Raw genomic sequence first — 21,320 nt, 5'->3', positions numbered from 1 at the left:
GAATAACACAAAATTATGGTGTGAATGATGGCCTGTAATAGGAGATCGACAGCGCACGCATCAAATAAGGGAGACGCACATGAAAATCACCGTTCTTGGCTGTGGCGCGCTGGGGCAACTTTGGCTCGCTGCGTTGCATCAGCAAGGGCATGATGTCCAGGGATGGCTGCGCATTCCGCAACCGTATTGTGCGGTCAATGTCACCATGCTGGACGGCCGGCACTGTAATCTTAACCTGACGGCTAACGATCCCGATCATCTTGCCCAGAGCGAGCTGCTGCTGGTCACGCTAAAAGCCTGGCAGGTTTCCGATGCCGTTAGCATACTGTTGCCCCAGCTCAACCCGCATTGCACGATTCTGCTATTACATAACGGCATGGGTACACAGGAAGAATTACCGCGGTTACTGCAACCACTGGTACTCGGCATCACCACCCATGCAGCCCGACGCGACGCGAATAACGTTGTACACGTTGCCGCAGGCACCACGCACATAGGTACGTTTAACGGGGACAGTAGCCAAAGTCATTTAGCTGAAATACTCCATCAAGCCTTACCGGATGTCGCCTGGCACAGCAATATCAGCGCCACCTGCTGGCTGAAATTGGCGGCTAACTGCGTCATCAATCCGCTCACGGTGAAATATCACTGCACCAATGGCGAGCTTTCTGCGTACCCAGAACTGATTGCATCGCTTTGTCAGGAAGTGACCAGCGTCATGGAACGGGAAGGCTTCCATACATCGCGAGATAGCCTGCTGCTCTACGTGAATCAAATTATTCAGAACACCGCGGCAAACACCTCATCGATGTTGCAAGACATCCTCGCTCAGCGACATACCGAAATTGACTACATTACCGGGTATTTACTGCACCGTGCGCGTCTCCACGGTCTGACACTCCCCGAAAATGCCCGTCTGTTTGACTACATTAAGCAAAAGGAAAATGATTATGACCGCATCGGCACTGGTGTGTCTGGCACCTGGTAGTGAAGAAACTGAAGCCGTCACGACCATCGATTTGCTTGTCCGGGCAGGTATTCAAGTCACACTTGCCAGCGTAGCCAGCGATGGCAATCTGGAAATCGTCTGCTCACGCGGGGTAAGGCTACTGGCGGATGCACCGCTGGCTACCGTTGCCGATCGGCCTTTCGATGTGCTGGTGTTACCGGGCGGCCTGCAAGGTGCGGAGTGCTTTCGTGATAGCCCAATACTGGTGGAATGTATTCGGCAAGCGCATCTGGAAGGAAAAATTGTCGCTGCAATGTGCGCAACCCCTGCGCTGGTACTTGAACATCATCAGCTGTTCCCCGTGGGGAACATGACGGGCTATCCGGCCTTCAAAGATCGCATCGCGCCAGAGAAATGGATGGAAAAACGCGTCGTCTACGATCCACGCGTGAATCTGTTAACCACACAAGGGCCGGGCACCAGTATGGATTTCGCGCTGAAGATCATCGATTTACTACTAGGGAAAGAAAAAGCTGCCGAGGTTGCTGAACAGCTTATCCTGCCACCGGGAATTCATAATTATCGCGATTAAGACTGACGAAAAAGGCGCTTGCGCGCCTTATTCCTATTACGGACGGTATACCTTCACATTGCTGAAACCTTGCTCACGCAGGTACAGCGCCTGCAAGCGGCTCATCACACCACGCTCGCAGTAAAGCAGATAGGTTTTGCTCTGATCCAAATCGCCAAACTGCGTACCCAGCTTGTAGAACGGTAAAGATTTGATTTCGATTTGATCCAGTTGAAGTGGCTTATCGTCCTGCTCATCTGGCGAGCGGATATCCAGCAGTATGTCGGTTGGTGCAAATGAGGCAACCGTTTCGACTTCAACCACGTCTTGCTTGGTCTGCTCGGCGATCTCACGAATATCAATATTCCGCGCTTCGCTCACCACACGATCCAGAATAGCGAAATCAAAATGCCCTTCTTCGGCCTCAATCTTCGCTTTTACCGCCTTCACCGTCGGGCTTTTGGAGATCACACCACAGTATTCCGGCATCGTTTTGGCGAAATCTTCCGTCCCCAACTCACGAGCCTGTTTGATAATGTGCTCTTTATCGTGAGAAATCAGCGGGCGCAAAATCAGGGTATCAGAGGCGTTATCGATCAAACGCAGGTTGGTCAGCGTCTGGCTGGACACCTGCCCTAACGCTTCGCCAGTCACCAACGCCTGAACGCCATAACGCTCAGAAATTTTTGAGGCCGCACGCACCATCATACGCTTCAGCACGACGCCCATCTGGCCGTCGTCGACCTTCTCGAGAATTTCACCCACGACAGGATCGAAATCGATAGCAATAAAACGCACCCGATGCGAGCTACCAAAGCGGTTCCACAGATAGTGTGCTACCTGTTTCACCCCAATCTCATGGGCTGCACCACCGAGGTTGAAGAAGCAGTAATGCACACGGCATCCGCGACGCATCAACATATAGCTGGATACGCCGGAGTCGAAACCACCGGAAATTAATGACAGTACATCTTCCTGCGTACCGATCGGATAGCCGCCGATCCCTTCATAGCGGCCTTTAATCAGCAGCAGACGATCCTGCTCGATTTCCAGATTTACAGTGATCTGCGGAGAAGTGAGATTGACTCGCGCCGTTTCAATGTGCTGATTCAGCCCGCCGCCAACATAGCGTTCCACATCCTGTGAGCTAAATTCATGCTTACCGCGGCGTTTTACCCGCACACAAAACGTCTTGCCTTCCAGTTGTTCACGGTATAGCGCCAACGCCTGTTCAAAGATGTTGTGCACGTCAGTATAGGCGTGATCTTCAACTTCCAGAATATGGTGAATACCCGGAATTCTCGTCAGCGCATCACGAATCGCACCACGCTGGCTTTCGTCTTTGGCCCGAACTTCGATATGATCCCAGTGACGGACAACCGCCAGCGTTTCATCATAGTGTTTTAATACGTTGCGAATGTTTCCGGTTAGAATCTTGATAAAGCGCAACCGCACAGATTGGCTCTTGATGGTGATTTCCGGGAACAATTTAATGATAAACTTCATGGTGGCTGTCGTTACTTGGTCAGACAGGTGTAAATAAATTTACCCTGAGCACTAAAATCACGTTATCGGTAAAATCAGCCAGAACAGAGATGATTTTACCAATAGCATCCAAGGCGCGGAGTATATCATTATATGCAGATATACTGTGCGTTTTAACCGTATAATCGTCACGCCATCCACGGATGACTAAACGCAATACCACGCTTTGCCGCTACAAGCCAACGGCGTATAACACCAGGATTCTGAAACCACTATGCCTAAGAAGACCGAGCAGCCAGTCAGCTTTGAAAGCTCGCTGAACGAACTGGAAAAAATCGTTACCCGCCTCGAATCGGGTGAACTGCCGCTGGATGATGCGCTAAATGCGTTCGAACATGGCATCCAGCTCGCTCGTCAGGGACAGCAAAAGCTGCAACAGGCCGAACAACGCGTACAAATCCTGCTGAGCGACAACCCCGATGCACCGCTGTCACCATTTACGCCGGATAATGAGTCGCTATGACCGATTTCAGCACGCAACTGAATGCGCATTACCAACGCACTAACCGTATGTTGGGGCACTTCATCGCTGCTCTCCCCTTTCAGAGTAGTCCACTGGTCAATGCAATGGAGTATGGCTCACTCTTAGGTGGCAAACGCCTACGTCCCTTTCTGGTTTATACTACTGGCGAACTGTTTGGCATGTCGCTAGAGAGCCTGGATGCCCCAGCAGCGGCAGTAGAATGTATCCATGCCTACTCATTGATTCATGATGATCTGCCAGCAATGGATGACGATGATTTACGCCGCGGACAACCGACCTGCCACATCAAATTTGGTGAAGCCAACGCCATTCTGGCAGGTGATGCACTGCAAACGCTGGCATTCTCTATTCTGACCGATGCGCCGATGCCGCAGGTTTCTGACCGCGATCGGTTGGCAATGATCTCAGAATTAGCCCAGGCAAGTGGCGTAGCAGGCATGTGCGGCGGTCAGGCTTTTGATCTGGAAGCGGAAGGCCATCAGGTCGATTTAGCTGCGTTAGAGCGGATTCATCGCCACAAAACGGGAGCCTTGATCCGCGCCGCAGTCCGACTTGGCGCATTCGCCGCAGGTGACGCAGGGCGTGCAGCCTTACCTCACTTGGATCGTTATGCTAACGCGATTGGGCTCGCCTTTCAGGTTCAGGACGATATTCTCGATGTTGTTGGCGACAGTGCGACAACAGGCAAACGTCAAGGTGCAGACCAGCAGTTAGGTAAAAGCACCTACCCCAGCCTGCTGGGGTTAGATAACGCACGAAAAAAAGCACAGGAGCTTTATCAGGAATCACTGGCATCGCTGGACGATCTCGTTGCATCTAGCTCTACGTCCCTGAATATTGCACCACTACAAGCGCTGGCGAATTTCATCGTTGAACGCGATAAGTAATTACCTAATGAGTCTCTATGAGTTTTGATACCGCGAAGTACCCTACATTAGCGTTAGTGGAAACACCGGATGAACTTCGACTGTTGCCGAAAGAGAGCCTGCCAGCGCTGTGCGATGAACTGCGCCAATATCTGCTGGATAGCGTCAGCCGTTCAAGCGGGCATTTTGCGTCAGGATTGGGGACGGTTGAATTGACGGTTGCACTACACTACGTCTACAACACCCCTTTCGATCATCTGGTATGGGATGTTGGTCATCAGGCTTACCCGCATAAGATCCTGACGGGCCGTCGCGATCGTATTTCAACGATCCGCCAAAAAGGCGGTCTGCACCCCTTTCCGTGGCGTGATGAAAGTGAATATGACGTATTAAGCGTCGGACATTCATCCACTTCAATCAGTGCTGGGCTGGGCATGGCCGTCGCAGCAGAGCGTGAAGGCAAAGGTCGCCGTACCGTTTGTGTGATTGGCGATGGCGCGATTACTGCGGGCATGGCCTTTGAGGCGATGAACCACGCAGGCGACATCAAATCCGATCTGCTGGTGGTGCTGAACGACAATGAGATGTCGATTTCGGAAAACGTCGGTGCATTGAACAACCACCTGGCGCAACTGCTATCCGGCAAGCTCTACGCCAGTTTGCGTGAAGGCGGTAAAAAGGTTTTATCTGGTTTGCCTCCTATCAAAGAATTGGTGAAACGCACCGAAGAACACCTTAAAGGCATGGTCGTACCGGGTACGCTATTTGAGGAACTTGGCTTTAACTATATCGGCCCAGTCGATGGTCATGACGTTCAGGCTCTGGCGCATACGCTGAAAAATATGCGTAATCTGAAAGGCCCGCAGCTCCTGCACATCATGACGAAAAAAGGCAAGGGTTACGCCCCCGCCGAGCAGGACCCGATCAGCTGGCACGCGGTACCAAAATTCGATCCTGCCAGCGGCACATTGCCAAAAAGCAAAGAAGGCGCACAGCCCACCTATTCCAAGATCTTCGGCCAATGGTTACAAGAAACCGCCGCCAAAGACAGTAAGCTCATGGCGGTCACGCCAGCAATGCGTGAAGGCTCCGGCATGGTGCAATTTTCCCGCGACTATCCGCAACAATATTTTGACGTGGCGATTGCCGAGCAGCATGCTGTAACGTTTGCTGCCGGTCTGGCCGTCGGTGGCTATCATCCCGTCGTTGCGATTTACTCTACTTTCCTGCAACGTGCTTACGATCAGGTTATCCACGATGTGGCGATTCAGAATCTACCGGTTCTATTTGCGATCGATCGCGGTGGTATTGTTGGTGCAGACGGGCAAACGCATCAGGGGGCATTCGATCTCTCTTTCTTACGCTGTATCCCGAATATGGTCATCATGACACCCAGCGATGAAAATGAATGTCGCCAGATGCTGCACACCGGCTATCACTACCAGAAGGGCCCTACAGCGGTGCGCTACCCGCGTGGAAACGGTACGGGTACGGAACTGACCCCATTATCAGAACTGCCAATCGGTAAAGGTGTGGTGCGTCGTCAGGGTGAAACGATCGCTATTCTGAATTTTGGTACGCTATTACCAGAAGCGCAGATTGCAGCTGAGAAGTTAAATGCCACCCTCGTCGACATGCGTTTTGTGAAGCCGCTAGATGAAGCGTTACTTGAAGAGTTGGCGCAGTCTCACAGCACATTCGTGACGCTGGAAGAGAACGCAGTCATGGGCGGTGCCGGGAGCGGCGTGAATGAATTCCTGATGGCGAAACGCCTTGCCATCTCGGTGCTGAACATCGGGCTACCAGATGTATTTATCCCGCAAGGTTCGCAGGAAGAGATCCGTGCCGACTTCGATCTGGATGCCGCTGGCATCGAGCGAAAAATCATACAGTGGACGAAATAAGAGACTATCGGCAGCCGGGGCGACACATAGCCCCGGTGCAATGATACAGTAGAGTCGCCAGCAGCAAATGCCACGTGTTACCCAACCATAAGCGGTGTTTTGTTACGCCAGCACCCTTCGTTTTGTTCGCTGAGTCAGTCTTGCTCGCTAAAATGGTCATACCCTTTCCAGCTCAACTCGGTCACTTTATTATCTCTGAAAAAGCGTAACCCTTCGGATGACGGCCCGATTTGCCCGATACAGGTATAGTCAGCCCCAAGATGCCCCAACGCAAGTTCCAATGCACCGCGGTTAATTTCCGGTACGGTAAAGCACAGTTCATAATCTTCGCCACCAGATAGCGCCCAGCGCAACGCCTGCTCTTCGTCAGTGCAGCTTCTCAACCAGTTAGATTGTGGAATCGCATCCAGATGGATACGTGCACCACACTCGCTGGCTTTAAGTATATGCTGTAGATCGGAGATGAGACCGTCGGAAAGATCGATGGCTGAACTAGCCAGATCGCGCAGCGCCTGCCCTTGCAAAATTCTAGGCTGAGGACGAAGGTGACGCTGAATCAATCCCTGACGCGTTTTCTCATCATCAACATGCAGTGAATTCTGGAGGATAGCCAGACCGGCCGCGCTATCGCCTAATGAACCGGTAACATAAATCCAGTCGCCAATTCTCGCCCCGCGACGCGTCAATGCCCGCCCCACAGGCACCAGACCGTGGATAGTCAATGTCAGGCTCAATGGACCACGCGTCGTATCGCCGCCTACCAACTGCATGCCATAATAATCAAGCAGCTCAAACAAGCTATCGCTATAGGCGGACAGCCACTGGCTATTGCTTTTAGGGAGAGTAATAGCCAGAGAAAGCCAGGCAGGATCGGCACCCATTGCAGCCAGATCGCTTAAATTGACCGCCAGAGATTTGTAACCCAGATCGGCGGGATCGATATCAGGTAGGAAATGAATGCCAGATACGAGTGTGTCGGTGCTCACCGCCAACATCTGCTTATCTGCCACCGTCAGTAACGCACAGTCATCACCGATGCCTAACTCAACATCGCGACGTGAACTTCGAACCCGATTAAAATAGCGGGCAATAAGGTCAAACTCACCTTCAACCATAACCTTTCCAGCCAGCCTATCATTCAAAAGCGATCAGGGCCGGATATCCGGCCCTGATGCGATTCATTTTACTTCTTGCCTTTCCGTACGCTCGGAGCAGCTTTGTCTAGCACGCCATTCACAAACTTATGGCTATCTTCAGCACCGAAGATTTTAGCCAGTTCGATGGCCTCGTTAATCGCCACTTTGTAAGGAACATCTTCGCGCTTGCTCAGCTCAAACATAGCCAAACGCAGAATCGCCTTTTCAACCTGTCCCAATTCCTCGATCTGGCGAGACAGGAAAGGTGCCATCAGTTGATCCAGCTTCTCAGCTTGAGTGGCAACACCCGCCAGCAATTCACGGAAATAGGTAATGTCGACATCTTTGACATCCTGCTCGCTCAGGAATTGGTGTTCAACATCGGCAATATCATTTTTAGATAATTGCCAGGAGTAAAGCGCTTGAACCGCACATTCACGAGCGCGGCGACGAGCAGCAGGTTTCACGGAATTCCCCTTACTTAATCAGGCTTACTTAATCGCTTTCAATACATTAATCATTTCTAGCGCGGTCAAGGCGGCTTCTGCACCTTTGTTCCCCGCTTTCGTGCCGGCACGCTCAATCGCCTGCTCAATGCTTTCAGTCGTCAGAACGCCGAAAGCAACAGGAATTTCGCTATCCATCGCAACGGAGGACAGGCCTGAGCTACATTCACCAGCAACAAATTCAAAATGCGCTGTTCCACCGCGAATGACCGTTCCCAGAGCAATCACAGCATCATATCCGCCATTTTTCGCACTTTTGGCTAGCGCACGAACCGTCAATGGCAGTTCATAAGCACCCGGCACCCAAACAACGGTGATATTTTCGTCTTTAACCTGACCGATGCGTTTCAATGCATCAACCGCACCTTCCAGCAGGCTATCGTTAATAAAATGGTTAAAACGCGCAATCGCAATCGCCACACGGGCATCAGGAGTAGCAACAACACCTTCGATAACGTTCATAGCTTTCCTTGTATTTGGTCTTTATGGCCCGCAGGGGGGCGGATTCTATCATAATTTTTGTTGGCACGTATCCGGTTTTGTCAGGCCTGTGCCACGTATTTACATATGTATCAGAATTTGGGTCTCAGGCGTAATCGCAAATCTGGACCAATCTGGCGAACCTCTACGATGTCAAATTCCGGTGCCTGAGACAGTTGATTCAGCCCTGGCAAGAGGCACAGCGAGCGGGCATTTTCACCCAGCAGTTTGGGGGCAAGATAAACGATGAGTTCATCAACAACACCGGCATTAAGCAGCGCCCCAGCCAGACTGGCACCGGCTTCAACCCAGACAGAGTTAATCTGACGTCTTCCCAACACCATCATCAGTGCCACCAGATCAACACCGCCATTGTGCTGCGGTAGCATGACTTGCTCAACGCCCTGCGGCCATGTCCGTTCATCTGCCTGAACACGCGCCAGCCAGGTCTCACCCGGTTGGTTAACAACACGATGTTGCGGCGTGACCCGCTGCTTGCTGTCCACAATCACTCTAACAGGCTGCCTGAGGTCCGCCTCTGAATAGCGCTTCTGGACATCAGCATCCAGTTCTGACCACCGGACGGTGAGAGAAGGGTCGTCGGCCAATACCGTCGCGCTGCTGCTTAGAATCGCCGCACTCTCGGCGCGAAAACGCTGTACATCCTGCCGTGCCTGCGGTGAAGTAATCCACTGACTTTCTCCCGACGCCATCGCAGTACGCCCATCCAAAGACGCCGCCATTTTGAGCTGCACGTAAGGAAAACCCGTCCGCATACGTTTCAGGAAACCAACATTGGCTTTCTCTGCTTCAGCCATCATCACACCATGGCTAACGGTAATCCCTGCTTGCTGTAAGCGATGCAAACCACGGCCAGCAACCTGTGGGTTGGGGTCCTGCATCGCGGCCACCACGCGGGAAACGCCAGCCGCAATCAGCGCGTCGGCACAAGGCGGCGTTCGTCCGTGGTGGCTGCACGGTTCCAGTGTGACATAGGCCGTCGCACCACGTGCGCGTTCCCCCGCCATTCTCAGCGCATGTACCTCAGCATGGGGTTCACCCGCACGGAAATGGTAGCCTTCACCGACAATTTCACCATCACGCACGATCACACAGCCAACATTGGGGTTAGGTGCCGTCGTAAAACGGCCACGACGCGCTAGCTCTAACGCACGCGCCATGTAGAATTCATCCTGCGGCAAGTGACCGTTTTCCTGAAAAGCGCTCATTCCGACCCTCTTATCTCTTTCAAATCGACGCGACTTAATCCTGCAAGCGTGCAATCTCTTCGCCAAATTCGCGGATATCTTCAAAACTCCGGTACACCGAGGCAAACCGGATATAAGCCACTTTATCCAGCTTTCTCAACGCTTCCATTACCAGGTTGCCTACCATTTTAGTCGTCACCTCACGTTCTCCGGTCGCCCGGAGATGAGATTTTATGTGATTAATCGCCATTTCGACGTCATCAGAACTCACTGGCCTTTTTTCCAGCGCTTTCAACATCCCGCTACGCAATTTGTCTTCATTAAACGGCTCGCGTACTTCATTGCTTTTGATGACTCGCGGCATCACCAGTTCAGCCACTTCAAACGTGGTGAAGCGTTCATGACAAACCAGACACTGCCGACGACGACGGACTTGCGAACCTTCGCCGACCAGACGGGAATCAATGACTTTGGTATCAACAGCGGAACAAAATGGGCAATGCATGATGTGTCCTGACCAGTAATCCTTAACGTAAAGACAGTTTACCCTGAATTAACGGACTAACCAAAACTCCTGATTCACGTTGCGAAGGGTTTCGCATCTCTTCCGGTAAGCGGATGAAAAAAGCTGTCTCACCTATGACTTAGGCTTAATCACAGCTAAACTCAGCAACAGGGATCAATGAATAAGACATCGAAAGGGGAACCACAGATATGAGAACCCGATATCGCGTACTGACCTTCCTGCCAGCGCTGTTATTGCTAGCAGGGTGCGCCGAACAGCGCCAGATGCCCAAATTGCAGAATCAGATAGGTCAGCTAAACCACCAATTACAAACGCTGACCGATCAGGCCACGGCGTTGGAGCGGCAAAATGCGTTGAATTCCCAATCTACCTCTGGTGTTTATTTACTGCCGGCTGCGCAGACGAGCATACCGTTAGAGAGCAGCATTGGCAGGCTCAGCGTATCGTTACGCAATATAGAGACTGAAGCGAACGGAACCAGCGCGTTGTTACACATTCGCACGCTTGATGCGAAGGGATTACCCGCCTTTGGCGCACAGTTGGACTGGGGACGCCTCGACCCCGTTAGCGGGAAGCCTTTAGTGGGGGATACGCAAACACAGTCCTTTGTTGTCTCGCCCACATTGTTACCCAAAGCTGAAGCGATTATTGAATTGCGCCTGAGCGGTTTGTCGCCGGAAGAACTTGGCTTTGTTCGTTTACATCAGGTCCAAGAAATACAGGCTCCGCCGCCTGTTGCCGCAACCGAGTCTCCCTAGTAAACATATTTCCCAACGCTAAGATGCAAAAAACCCCGCAGCGACGCGGGGTTTTTCATATTTACAGTCAGCAGATTAAGGCAGGATAGACGGTTGGTCCGCCCCTTCTTTTTCCACTTTCTGAACGATCAGGTGTTCACGCTTCATACCCAGTTTCAACGCCAGAGCAGAAGAAACATAGATGGAAGAGATCGTCCCGATGATCACACCAATAAACATCGTTAACGAGAAGCCATGCAACAAGGCTCCACCGAAGACCATGAGGATCACGATCATCGCCAACGTGGTCGCGGATGTGATAATGGTACGGTGCAGCGTCTGCGTCAGAGAAATGTTGGTAATTTCGTAAGGCGTCCCACGACGAACCTTACGGAAGTTCTCACGAATACGGTCAGATACGACGATCTTATCGTTAAGTGAATAACCAATTACCGACATCAGTGACGCAATGATCGTTAGGTCAATCTCAATAGAGAACAAAGACAGCAGACCCATCGTGATGATCGCATCGTGCGCCAAAGCCAGCACGGCCCCCATCGCCAGACGCCATTCAAAACGAAAACCGATGTAAATGAGGATAGCAATCAGCGCAGAAAGCAGCGCCAGTGCGCCCGCCTGTGCCAAATCGCTACCCACACTCGGCCCGACAAACTCAATACGTTTCACCGTAGCATGCTGCTGGAAGGTATCATTCACCACCTTCAGCACTTTGTTACCAAGCGCTTCGTTCTCGCTGCCAGAAACCGGTGGCATACGTACCATCACGTCACGGCTGCTACCGAAATTCTGTACCTGCGGCTCTGAAAAACCAGAAGTCTCTAACGAGCTACGCAGCACATCGAGATCGATCGGTTTCTCAAGGTTAATCTCAATGACCGTACCACCGGTGAAATCGAGCCCCCAGTTAAAACCACGAACGCCCATAATCGCGATAGAAGCAATGATCAGCAGGCCGGAAATGACAAATGCCAATGTATCCCAGCGCATGAAATCATAGACTTTACGCCCATGGTTTAGTTGTTCAATGTTGTATTCCTGTTCCTGTGCCACAACGCACTCCTAGATAGACAGCTTGTTGATACGTTTACCGCCGTAAAGCAGGTTAACGATGGCACGAGTACCGACGATCGCCGTAAACATTGAGGTCGCAATCCCAATCGCAGTGGTGATAGCAAACCCTTTGATAGAACCGGTACCCACCGCATACAGGATGATAACTTTAATCAACGTCGTGACGTTCGCATCAACAATCGAACTGAATGCACCTTTGTAGCCCTCATGAATGGCCTGTTGCACGGAGCGACCATTACTGAGTTCTTCTTTGATACGTTCGTTAATGAGTACGTTAGCATCGACTGCAACCGCCAGCGTAAGCACGATACCCGCGATACCCGGCATGGTCAGCGTCGCCCCAGGCAGCAGCGACATCACGCCGACAATCAACACCAGGTTAGCAACCAGCGCACTGGTCGCGATGACACCAAATTTCTTATAGAAGAAGACCATGAAGAGGATCGACGCGATCAAGCCCCACAAACAGGCTTCCAGACCCTGAGTGATGTTTTGCATCCCCAACGTTGGCCCAATAGTACGTTCTTCCACAATCTGGATCGGCGCAATCAGCGCACCCGCTCGCAGCAGCAGAGAAAGCTGACGCGCTTCATTCGGGTTATCAATACCGGTAATACGGAAGCTGTTACCCAGTCGCGACTGAATCGTCGCTACGTTGATCACTTCTTCGTGTTTTTCCAGTATCGAACGACCCGTCGCATCTTTCTTACCGCTGTCTTTGTATTCCACGAACAGCGTCGCCATCAGCTTACCGATACTGTCTTTGGTGAAGTTGGACATGGTGTTGCCACCCGCGCTGTCCAGAGAAATATTCACCTGAGGACGGTTGTATTCGTCATTGCTTGATGTTGAGTCAGTGATGTGATCGCCCGTCAGAATGACGCGTTTGAATAGCACAACAGGTGAACCGTCACGCATATTCTTCACTTCGGAATCGCCCGGAACGCGGCCGTTCGCCGCAGCAGTCGCATCAGCATTACTGTTGACCAGACGGAATTCCAGCGTAGCGGTGGCACCAAGAATTTCTTTCGCGCGCGCCGTGTCCTGAATACCCGGTAACTCAACAACGATACGATCGGCGCCCTGACGCTGTACCAGCGGTTCGGCAACACCCAGTTGGTTCACACGGTTACGCAGGATATTGATGTTCTGCTGTACGGCGTATTCACGTGCTTCACGCAGACGTTCATCAGACATCACTGCACGTAGCAGGTTGCTGCCGCTGCTGCTGAGAACCAGATTGCGATGGCGGGACGTCAGATAGTTGATACCGTCATCACGCGTCTGAGCATCACGGAAACGAATTTCGACGCCGTAATTATCAATTTTACGCACTGCGGCATAAGGGATGTTCTTTTCACGCAGATCGCTGCGCAAAGAGTCCATGGTTTGTTCTTGCAGTTTACCCAGCGCCGTATCCATATCCACTTCCATCAGGAAGTGAACGCCGCCGCGCAGGTCGAGCCCCAATTTCATCGGTTCAGCGCCTAACAACCGCAGCCAGGTTGGCGTGGCGGGAGCAAGGTTAAGTGCGACGACGAATTTTTCGCCCAGCTCATTAACGAGCGCTTCGCGCGCGCGGAGCTGAACATCAGGGTTAGAGAAGCGAGCCAGGATTGCACCATTTTCCAATGCAATCGACTTACTGGTAATGTTTTGTTCTTTTAAGACATTCTGGACTTGGATCAGCGTCGTTTCGCTGGCGGCGGTTCCCCGCGCGCCAGTAACTTGTACCGCCGGATCCTCACCATATAGGTTAGGAAGTGCGTAGAGCAGGCCGACGAACAACACCACGACCAGCATCAGGTACTTCCACAAAGGATAACGATTTAACACGGCAGTTCCCTTCGGGAAAATCGGAAATTACAGGGCCTTAATCGTGCCCTTCGGCAGCACGGCAGCCACGAAATCACGTTTGATAACCACTTCATTGGTCTCGTTCAACGCAATCGCAATATAGCCAGTTTCGGACACTTTAGTCACGCGACCAACCAGACCGCCAGTCGTCAAGACTTCATCACCCTTGCCGATGGAATCCATTAACTTCTTGTGTTCCTTGGCGCGTTTTTGCTGAGGACGCAGGATCATAAAGTAGAAAATCAGACCAAAAACGGCCAGCATAATAACCAGAGAGTACGGGCTTCCCTGAGCCGGAGCGCCGGTTGCAGCTACAGCATCGGAGATGAAAAGACTCATTTAAATATCCTCTTTTTTGTCAAAAGATAAGCTATCAAAAAGATAAATTATCAACCTTACAATCGTAAAAACGCTTCACAGCAAAATGCTATTCATAGCAAACGGGCTGTCAGTTGCTTGCGGCAACGTCTTTTTCAGCAAGCGGCGGAATGGGTTTGCCTATCCGTTGGTAAAAATCCACCACAAAGTGCTCTAATTTACCCTCTTCAATGGCCTGACGTAAACCTGCCATTAAACGCTGATAATAACGCAAGTTATGAATGGTATTGAGTCGTGCTCCGAGTATTTCGTTGCAACGGTCAAGATGATGCAAGTAGGCGCGACTATAATTGCGACACGTGTAGCAATCACAGTGTTCATCCAGCGAGCTGACGTCATCTTTATGCTTCGCATTACGGATTTTCACCACGCCATCAGTCACGAAAAGATGTCCGTTACGTGCGTTACGCGTTGGCATCACGCAGTCAAACATATCGACACCGCGGCGTACACCTTCCACCAAATCTTCCGGTTTGCCCACGCCCATCAGATAGCGTGGTTTATCTTCTGGAATCTGTGGGCAAACGTGCTCCAGAATGCGGTGCATATCCTCTTTCGGTTCACCCACTGCCAAACCGCCCACAGCGTACCCATCAAAGCCAATGTCTACCAGACCTTTTACGGATACATCACGTAAATCTTCGTAAACGCTGCCCTGAATAATACCGAACAGCGCATTTTTATTCTCGAGTTCGTCAAAACGCTGGCGGCTGCGTTTCGCCCAGCGCAGGGACATCTCCATAGAGCGCTTGGCATAATCCCAATCGGCGGGGTACGGCGTACATTCATCAAAGATCATCACAATATCGGAACCGAGATCGTGCTGAATCTCCATCGATTTTTCCGGGCTAAGGAAAATCGAATCTCCGTTGATCGGGTTACGGAAATGCACGCCCTGTTCGGTAATCTTGCGAATATCGCCGAGGCTGAACACCTGAAAACCGCCGGAGTCCGTCAGAATCGGGCCGTGCCAGTTCATGAAATCGTGCAGATCGCCGTGCAGCTTCATGATTTCCTGACCGGGGCGCAGCCAAAGATGGAACGTATTGCCGAGCAAAATCTGTGCGCCAGTTTCTTTCACTTCTTCCGGCGTCATACCTTTCACCGTGCCGTACGTCCCCACGGGCATAAAAGCCGGGGTTTCCACTACACCACGTTCAAAAATCAATCTGCCGCGTCGCGCACGGCCATCTGTTGTTTGTAATTCGTACTTCACTTAACCTCCGGCATCAGAAAAACAGTCTGATGATAATGATGTATTAACGCCTGACAGAACGTGGTCTGTGACGTTCCTATTGTACGGAAAGCAGGATTTATCCCACTTTTTCCTGTTCAGCCAGCGGGTTGTGCGTAATAAACATCGCATCACCGTAGCTGAAAAAACGATATTGCTCTGCCACGGCTTCACGGTAGGCAGACATCGTGTTTCGGTAACCGGCGAAGGCGGAGACCAGCATGATTAACGTCGATTCGGGTAAATGGAAATTAGTGACTAGCGCGTCAATAACGCGGTAGTGATAACCCGGATAGATAAAAATTTTGGTATCGTCGAAAAACGGTGCAATCAGTGCATCCTGGCTGGCCTGCGCGGCACTTTCCAGTGAGCGAACCGAGGTAGTGCCAACAGCAATGACGCGATTGCCCCGCGCCTTGCACGCCAGCACGGCATCAACGACATCCTGCGGCACTTCAGCATATTCGGCGTGCATGATGTGATCTTCAATCGTATCGACGCGTACAGGCTGGAAAGTCCCCGCACCGACGTGCAGCGTGACGAATGCCATTTCAATGCCTTTCTCGCGTAGCGCGGCTAGCATCGGCTCATCAAAATGCAACCCCGCCGTCGGCGCCGCTACGGCCCCCGGACGCTGGCTATACACCGTCTGATAAAGCTCGCGGTCGGCGTCTTCATCAGGCCTGTCGATATAAGGCGGCAACGGCATATGGCCGATAGCATTCAGGATCGACAGAACATCGCGCGAGTCATCAAAATGCAGCTCAAATAGCGCATCGTGGCGAGCGGCCATCGTGGCCTTGACGCTTTCGTCATCGCCGAGCAGCAGTTCTGTGCCCGGCTTCGGCGCTTTTGACGCCCGAACGTGTGCCAGCACCCGATGGTCATCCAACACGCGCTCGACCAGCACTTCCAGTTTGCCGCCGCTGGCTTTACGGCCAAACAAACGAGCGGGAATCACGCGCGTATTGTTGAACACCAGCAGATCGCCGGGATTCAGTTTATCCAGCAAATCGGTAAACACACCGTGCGTCAGATTTCCCGTCGGCCCGTCCAGCGATAGCAGGCGGCACCCACTGCGTTCCGCTTGTGGATAATGGGCAATCAATGATTCAGGAAGTTCAAACGAAAAATCGGTAACACGCATGACAATTCACTTAGCTGTAATACATTAAAAATGGGCGGCCTAGTCTAGAGCCGCAAGCGCATGGCTGCAAGAAATAAGCATCTGAGTCGCGGAATGCATTATATCCAATAGAAAAGGGTTATACTGTCGCGATGAATTTTCTTGCTCACCTCCATCTGGCCACGCTGGCCGACAGCTCCCTATTAGGTAATCTGATGGCGGATTTCGTGCGCGGCAACCCGCAAGACAGCTACGCTGACGAGATCGTCGCGGGTATTCGTCTGCATCGTCGCGTTGATTCACTGACAGACAGCCTGCCGGAAGTCAAACAGGCGCGTCAGTATTTCAGCGATGAATTCCGCCGCGTGTCGCCCATTACGTTGGATGTGCTGTGGGATCACTATCTTGCGCGTCACTGGCTACAACTGGTGCCGGATACTCCCTTGCAAACCTTTATCGATGGCGCTCAGTCACAAATCGAGCCGTATCTGGCGCACACTCCCGAACGCTTTCAGAACCTGAATCGCTATCTGTGGCCGGAACGCTGGATGACGCGTTACGCAGAGCTGCCGTTTATCGCCGATGTGCTGCACAGAATGTCGGTACGCCGCCCGAAACTGGCCGCGCTGTCCGGCTCTTTTCAGGATATCGAGCAGCACTATCACCAATTTGAAACACTCTTCTGGCAGTTTTATCCACGGATGATGCAATTAGCGAAAGCGCAGCAGCTGTAAGATCGCAACGTTTCAATTTTTCGGCGTGACATATTGTCCTTTCCATCAAAAAGGTTAATGTGATTTATTGAAAGGAAATAGCGATGAGTTCAATAGACAAAAGCTATCTCATTGATTGGTCTCTTTGCCTGTATTCACTCAGGCAGAATCCCTATACTGATCGCTGTTTTTTATATCATCCGATCATTAACCGCTATCTACAGGAGTAATTATGGTCCTGGTAACTCGTCAAGCCCCAGACTTCACCGCAGCTGCCGTTTTAGGCAGTGGCGAAATCGTCGAAAATTTCAACCTGAAGAAGCACATCAACGGTAAAGCTGCCGTGATCTTCTTCTGGCCGATGGACTTCACCTTCGTTTGTCCGTCAGAGCTGATTGCTTTCGATCACCGCTATGCCGAGTTCAAGAAACGTGGCGTAGAAGTGGTTGGTGTTTCTTTCGATTCCGAGTTTGTTCACAACGCATGGCGTAAAACCCCTGTAGACAAAGGCGGCATCGGCGAAGTTCAATATGCGATGGTTGCTGACATTAAGCGCGAAATCCAGAAGGCCTACGGCATTGAGCATCCAGAAGCCGGTGTTGCACTGCGTGGTTCTTTCCTGATCGACAAAAACGGTGTGGTTCGCCATCAGGTAGTTAACGATCTGCCGCTGGGTCGTAATATCGATGAAATGCTGCGTACCGTTGACGCACTGCAATTCCACGAAGAGCACGGCGAAGTCTGTCCGGCACAGTGGGAAAAAGGGAAATCCGGTATGGGCGCGTCACCAGATGGCGTAGCGAAATACCTGTCTGAGAACGCAGACAAGCTGTAATCCCTCATCGGTAATGTGATAATCAAGCCAGTTGCTATGTGACTGGCTTTTTTTCGCGATGTTTATCTCATCGCTCTTCTCACTGCTCACCTTCTCTACGCGATCCCAAAAAATACAAAAGGTTGACTCGATGCGCTAAATCCTTAGCCTTAACGTCACATCGTGTTAACGCACGACAGGTTGATGGAATAAAGGAGAACGCATGCAACAAAACCTCGCGCTGTGGCTAAGAGAAGCAGAGATACAACACGCTGGCATCATTGCATTACTGATTGTTCTTGGGCTGATATTGCTCATTTCTGCCGTCATTCACCTGATTTTGCATCAGGTTGTGCTGAAACGGATGGTGCTACGCTCACTCAATAAACCAGGAAAAACCGAAGGACACGGGTGGAAGCAGGCGCTGACACAGCACAACTTGTTTAACCGACTCGCCTTCCTGCTGCAAGGGGTGATCCTGAATATTCAGGTCTTTGTGTGGCTGCCTTCGCAAAGTGAAACCCGTGAAGCGCTCATCATCTGCTCTCAAGTGTGGATCATGATTTTTGCGCTGCTGTCCCTGTTCTCGCTACTCGATGTGCTGCTCAATGTCTCCGCCCGAACCAAAGTCGCCGCTCAATTACCGCTGCGCGGTATCTTCCAGAGTCTGAAACTGATCGCCACCATTATCATCAGTATCATGGTGGTATCACTGCTCATCGGGAAATCGCCGCTGATTCTGATTAGTGGTTTAGGCGCCATGGCCGCCGTGCTGATGTTGGTGTTCAAAGATCCGATTATGGGACTCGTGGCGGGAATCCAGCTTTCCGCTAACGATATGTTGACGCTGGGAGACTGGCTCGAAATGCCGAAATATGGCGCTGACGGTGCCGTTATCGATATCGGGCTGACAACGGTAAAAGTGAAAAACTGGGACAATACTGTCACCACCATTCCCACCTATTCGCTGGTGTCCGACTCCTTCAAAAACTGGCGTTCGATGTCAGAATCAGGGGGACGACGCATCAAGCGTAGCATCAATATCGATACCACCAGCGTACATTTCATGACGGAAGACGAACAGGCGCGATTGCTGCGCAGCAAGTTACTGTCATCTTATATTCAGAACAAGAAGAGCGAACTGGAGCAGCACAATGCACAGTCCGATTCCGACCTGACATCGCCGCTAAACGGCCGTCGTCTGACGAATTTAGGCACGTTCCGCGCCTACCTTCAGGTTTATCTGCGCACCCATCCGGGGATTCATAAAGGGATGACGCTGATGGTACGGCAGCTTGCGCCAACGTCAGAAGGGTTACCGCTGGAGATTTATGCGTTTACCAACACCACCGCCTGGGTCGATTATGAAAGCATTCAGTCTGACATTTTCGACCATATCTTTGCGATCTTACCGGAGTTCGACCTCCGTATTCATCAAACGCCAACCGGCCACGATATGCGGGTTATGGCCCAGCAAATGACGGCCCCGAAAGCGTAATACCTCATACAAAAGAACGAAAGCGGCTGACAAGCCTATGTACCGAATGAAAACGGGAGTGACGGTATAGAAGAGTAAAGCGTTTGCGCCAGGGACAAAAACGTCAGGAACGTTTTTGAACGTCGCTTGCGACGGCCCTGAAAGGGTGAATCTCAGGGATGAGATTCATATCTGCGCAATCCGAGCTTACATGGACGTACTTGCAGCGTCTTTACGATCTATCCGTTACTCCCGCTCTGCGGACTTTGTCAGCAACCTCGCTTCTTCTGATAACTTAATTCTGCGCCGCTACCGCGTTCTGACGCTTCTTCTTCCAGACATAGCCCACTAAAAGCAGCAATATCCAGATGATGCCGACATACAGCGACACACGCGTGTCCGGGAAGTAGCCAATCAAACCGATGATGAAGAACAGGAAGATGATACCGAACACAGAGGTCGCGATCCCCCCGCGTAGCGGGAACGCCAACGCTTTCACTTCATCAGGGCTCAAACGCCGACGGAAGGCGATCTGAGAAAACAGAATCATGATCCACACCCACACCGTCGCAAACGTTGCCAGTGAAGCAATCACCAGGAACACTTTGCCAGGCATGATGTAATTCAGGTACACCGCCACCAGCAGCGCTGCCATCATCACAACGACTGTTACCCACGGAATACCACGTTTGGAAATGCGGCTAAACACCTTCGGCGCATGACCCTGTTCCGCCATCCCGTGCAGCATACGGCCTACACCGAAGACGTCACTGTTAATCGCCGATAGCGACGCGGTAATCACGACAAAGTTCAGGATACCTGCCGCAGCCGTAATGCCCATATGCTGGAACGTCAGCACAAACGGGCTACCGTTGGTGCCTACCTGATTCCACGGGTAAATCGACATAATGACGAACAGCGTGCCGACATAGAACACCAGAATACGCCACGGTACAGAGTTAATCGCGCGAGGGATAGATTTCTGCGGGTCTTTGGCCTCGCCGGCGGTGATCCCGATGATCTCCACGCCACCATACGCAAACATCACCAGTTGCAGCGATAGAATCATCCCCATCACACCGTTACTGAAGAATCCGCCATTGCTCCATAGATTATGGATGCCGGTGGGTTCTCCGCCGTTGCCAATCCCCCAAACGATAATGCCGATTCCAGCAACGATCATGATGATAATCGTGGCAACTTTGAAGAAAGAGAGCCAAAACTCCAGTTCACCAAACGCTTTCACATTCATCAGGTTGATGGCACCGATGATGAGCACCACGCTCAAGACCCACACCCAATGCGGCACCGCAGGGAACCAGACGCCCATGTAGATACCAAACGCGGTCACATCAGCAATGGCGACAATCAGCATCTCAAAGCAGTAGGTCCAGCCGGTGATATAGCCCGCCAATGGGCCGAGATAATCCTGCGCATAGCGAGAAAACGAGCTGGATTGCGGGTTATGCACCGACATTTCACCCAGTGCGCGCATGATGATATATGCGACAATCCCACCAATCAGGTAAGCCAGCAACACGCTGGGGCCAGCCATTTGGATCGCGCTAGCGGAGCCATAAAACAGACCGGTTCCGATCGCCGAACCAAGGGCGATAAAGCGGATATGCCGCGTGCTTAACCCACGCTTGAGCTTGGAAGATGGTTGTTCCATTGATAAGCAACCCTGTCTTATAAGAGAAAAACATTACAAAAAGAA

At 51.6% G+C, this 21,320-nt stretch carries 21 protein-coding genes; 9 read left to right on the top strand and 12 right to left on the bottom strand.

Annotated features, from left to right (window positions below; translation table 11 throughout):
* Nucleotides 1-79 precede the first annotated feature (79 nt).
* Nucleotides 80-988, top strand: coding sequence for a 2-dehydropantoate 2-reductase (gene panE, locus EDI29_RS00970; protein ID WP_137739359.1), 909 nt, complete (start codon nucleotides 80-82; stop codon nucleotides 986-988).
* Nucleotides 951-1,541 carry a protein deglycase YajL gene (yajL, locus tag EDI29_RS00965; protein WP_137739358.1) on the top strand — a complete coding sequence of 197 codons (591 nt, stop codon included), beginning with the start codon at nucleotides 951-953 and terminating at the stop codon, nucleotides 1,539-1,541. The genes panE and yajL overlap by 38 nt, the downstream gene beginning before the upstream one ends.
* Nucleotides 1,542-1,577: 36 nt before the next feature.
* Here the strand turns inward: yajL and thiI are convergent, their stop codons facing one another.
* The gene (gene thiI, locus EDI29_RS00960) at nucleotides 1,578-3,026 is read right to left on the bottom strand and encodes a tRNA uracil 4-sulfurtransferase ThiI (RefSeq protein WP_137739357.1); all 1,449 of its coding nucleotides are present in this window, start codon (nucleotides 3,024-3,026) and stop codon (nucleotides 1,578-1,580) included.
* 253 nt (nucleotides 3,027-3,279) lie between these two features.
* Here thiI and xseB point away from each other — a divergent pair, with 253 nt between their 5' ends.
* The 3 genes from xseB to dxs are packed head-to-tail and all read left to right on the top strand — an operon-like array spanning nucleotide 3,280 to nucleotide 6,319.
* Nucleotides 3,280-3,528, top strand: a complete 249-nt coding sequence (gene xseB, locus EDI29_RS00955; RefSeq protein WP_137739356.1) for an exodeoxyribonuclease VII small subunit — start codon at nucleotides 3,280-3,282, stop codon at nucleotides 3,526-3,528.
* On the top strand, nucleotides 3,525-4,436 hold the full coding sequence (gene ispA / locus EDI29_RS00950; protein ID WP_137739355.1) for a (2E,6E)-farnesyl diphosphate synthase: 912 nt from the start codon (nucleotides 3,525-3,527) through the stop codon (nucleotides 4,434-4,436). The genes xseB and ispA overlap by 4 nt, the downstream gene beginning before the upstream one ends.
* Before the next feature lie 17 nt (nucleotides 4,437-4,453).
* A complete protein-coding gene (dxs, locus tag EDI29_RS00945) occupies nucleotides 4,454-6,319 on the top strand; it encodes a 1-deoxy-D-xylulose-5-phosphate synthase (RefSeq protein ID WP_137739354.1) in 1,866 nt (621 codons plus the stop codon).
* A gap of 134 nt (nucleotides 6,320-6,453) precedes the next feature.
* On the opposite strand, the gene thiL is transcribed toward dxs, so the two are convergent.
* The 5 genes from thiL to nrdR all read right to left on the bottom strand — a co-directional run bounded on the left by thiL (nucleotide 6,454) and on the right by nrdR (nucleotide 10,154).
* On the bottom strand, nucleotides 6,454-7,434 hold the full coding sequence (thiL, locus tag EDI29_RS00935) for a thiamine-phosphate kinase (protein WP_137739353.1): 981 nt from the start codon (nucleotides 7,432-7,434) through the stop codon (nucleotides 6,454-6,456).
* A gap of 68 nt (nucleotides 7,435-7,502) precedes the next feature.
* On the bottom strand, nucleotides 7,503-7,922 hold the full coding sequence (gene nusB / locus EDI29_RS00930; RefSeq protein ID WP_010282066.1) for a transcription antitermination factor NusB: 420 nt from the start codon (nucleotides 7,920-7,922) through the stop codon (nucleotides 7,503-7,505).
* A 24-nt stretch (nucleotides 7,923-7,946) separates the two neighbouring features.
* Nucleotides 7,947-8,423, bottom strand: a complete 477-nt coding sequence (ribH, locus tag EDI29_RS00925; RefSeq protein WP_137739352.1) for a 6,7-dimethyl-8-ribityllumazine synthase — start codon at nucleotides 8,421-8,423, stop codon at nucleotides 7,947-7,949.
* Nucleotides 8,424-8,533: 110 nt separating this feature from the next.
* Nucleotides 8,534-9,670, bottom strand: coding sequence for a bifunctional diaminohydroxyphosphoribosylaminopyrimidine deaminase/5-amino-6-(5-phosphoribosylamino)uracil reductase RibD (gene ribD, locus EDI29_RS00920; RefSeq protein ID WP_137739351.1), 1,137 nt, complete (start codon nucleotides 9,668-9,670; stop codon nucleotides 8,534-8,536).
* A 34-nt stretch (nucleotides 9,671-9,704) separates the two neighbouring features.
* Nucleotides 9,705-10,154 (bottom strand): transcriptional regulator NrdR, encoded by a 450-nt coding sequence (gene nrdR, locus EDI29_RS00915; protein WP_005975999.1) that lies wholly within the window; start codon nucleotides 10,152-10,154, stop codon nucleotides 9,705-9,707.
* 209 nt (nucleotides 10,155-10,363) lie between these two features.
* Here nrdR and EDI29_RS00910 point away from each other — a divergent pair, with 209 nt between their 5' ends.
* Nucleotides 10,364-10,933, top strand: coding sequence for a SadB/YajI family lipoprotein (locus EDI29_RS00910; protein ID WP_137739350.1), 570 nt, complete (start codon nucleotides 10,364-10,366; stop codon nucleotides 10,931-10,933).
* Between the two features lie 75 nt (nucleotides 10,934-11,008).
* Here EDI29_RS00910 and secF read toward each other — a convergent pair whose 3' ends face one another.
* From secF to queA, 5 genes are all read right to left on the bottom strand, one after another.
* On the bottom strand, nucleotides 11,009-11,920 hold the full coding sequence (gene secF, locus EDI29_RS00905) for a protein translocase subunit SecF (protein WP_241664878.1): 912 nt from the start codon (nucleotides 11,918-11,920) through the stop codon (nucleotides 11,009-11,011).
* Between the two features lie 72 nt (nucleotides 11,921-11,992).
* Nucleotides 11,993-13,840 carry a protein translocase subunit SecD gene (gene secD, locus EDI29_RS00900; protein ID WP_137739348.1) on the bottom strand — a complete coding sequence of 616 codons (1,848 nt, stop codon included), beginning with the start codon at nucleotides 13,838-13,840 and terminating at the stop codon, nucleotides 11,993-11,995.
* Between the two features lie 27 nt (nucleotides 13,841-13,867).
* The gene (gene yajC / locus EDI29_RS00895; RefSeq protein ID WP_010282033.1) at nucleotides 13,868-14,200 is read right to left on the bottom strand and encodes a preprotein translocase subunit YajC; all 333 of its coding nucleotides are present in this window, start codon (nucleotides 14,198-14,200) and stop codon (nucleotides 13,868-13,870) included.
* Nucleotides 14,201-14,309: 109 nt separating this feature from the next.
* Nucleotides 14,310-15,455, bottom strand: coding sequence for a tRNA guanosine(34) transglycosylase Tgt (tgt, locus tag EDI29_RS00890; protein WP_137739347.1), 1,146 nt, complete (start codon nucleotides 15,453-15,455; stop codon nucleotides 14,310-14,312).
* 97 nt (nucleotides 15,456-15,552) lie between these two features.
* Nucleotides 15,553-16,620 (bottom strand): tRNA preQ1(34) S-adenosylmethionine ribosyltransferase-isomerase QueA, encoded by a 1,068-nt coding sequence (gene queA, locus EDI29_RS00885; protein ID WP_137739346.1) that lies wholly within the window; start codon nucleotides 16,618-16,620, stop codon nucleotides 15,553-15,555.
* 131 nt (nucleotides 16,621-16,751) lie between these two features.
* On the opposite strand from queA, the gene EDI29_RS00880 reads away from it, so the two are divergent.
* The 3 genes from EDI29_RS00880 (at nucleotide 16,752) to EDI29_RS00870 (ending at nucleotide 19,624) form a co-directional block, all read left to right on the top strand.
* Nucleotides 16,752-17,333 carry an acyl carrier protein phosphodiesterase gene (locus tag EDI29_RS00880; RefSeq protein ID WP_137739345.1) on the top strand — a complete coding sequence of 194 codons (582 nt, stop codon included), beginning with the start codon at nucleotides 16,752-16,754 and terminating at the stop codon, nucleotides 17,331-17,333.
* Between the two features lie 211 nt (nucleotides 17,334-17,544).
* Nucleotides 17,545-18,147 (top strand): peroxiredoxin C, encoded by a 603-nt coding sequence (locus tag EDI29_RS00875; RefSeq protein WP_010299049.1) that lies wholly within the window; start codon nucleotides 17,545-17,547, stop codon nucleotides 18,145-18,147.
* Nucleotides 18,148-18,349: 202 nt separating this feature from the next.
* Nucleotides 18,350-19,624: a mechanosensitive ion channel family protein gene (locus EDI29_RS00870; protein ID WP_137739344.1), complete on the top strand. Its 1,275-nt coding sequence runs from the start codon at nucleotides 18,350-18,352 to the stop codon at nucleotides 19,622-19,624.
* 274 nt (nucleotides 19,625-19,898) lie between these two features.
* On the opposite strand, the gene proY is transcribed toward EDI29_RS00870, so the two are convergent.
* Nucleotides 19,899-21,275: a proline-specific permease ProY gene (gene proY / locus EDI29_RS00865; protein ID WP_137739343.1), complete on the bottom strand. Its 1,377-nt coding sequence runs from the start codon at nucleotides 21,273-21,275 to the stop codon at nucleotides 19,899-19,901.
* Nucleotides 21,276-21,320: the final 45 nt, after the last annotated feature.

This window comes from Pectobacterium polonicum, from assembly GCF_005497185.1.
Classification (GTDB): domain Bacteria; phylum Pseudomonadota; class Gammaproteobacteria; order Enterobacterales; family Enterobacteriaceae; genus Pectobacterium; species Pectobacterium polonicum.
Note: the sequence above shows the minus strand (reverse complement) of the source record. Positions and strands in the feature narration are given on the sequence as shown.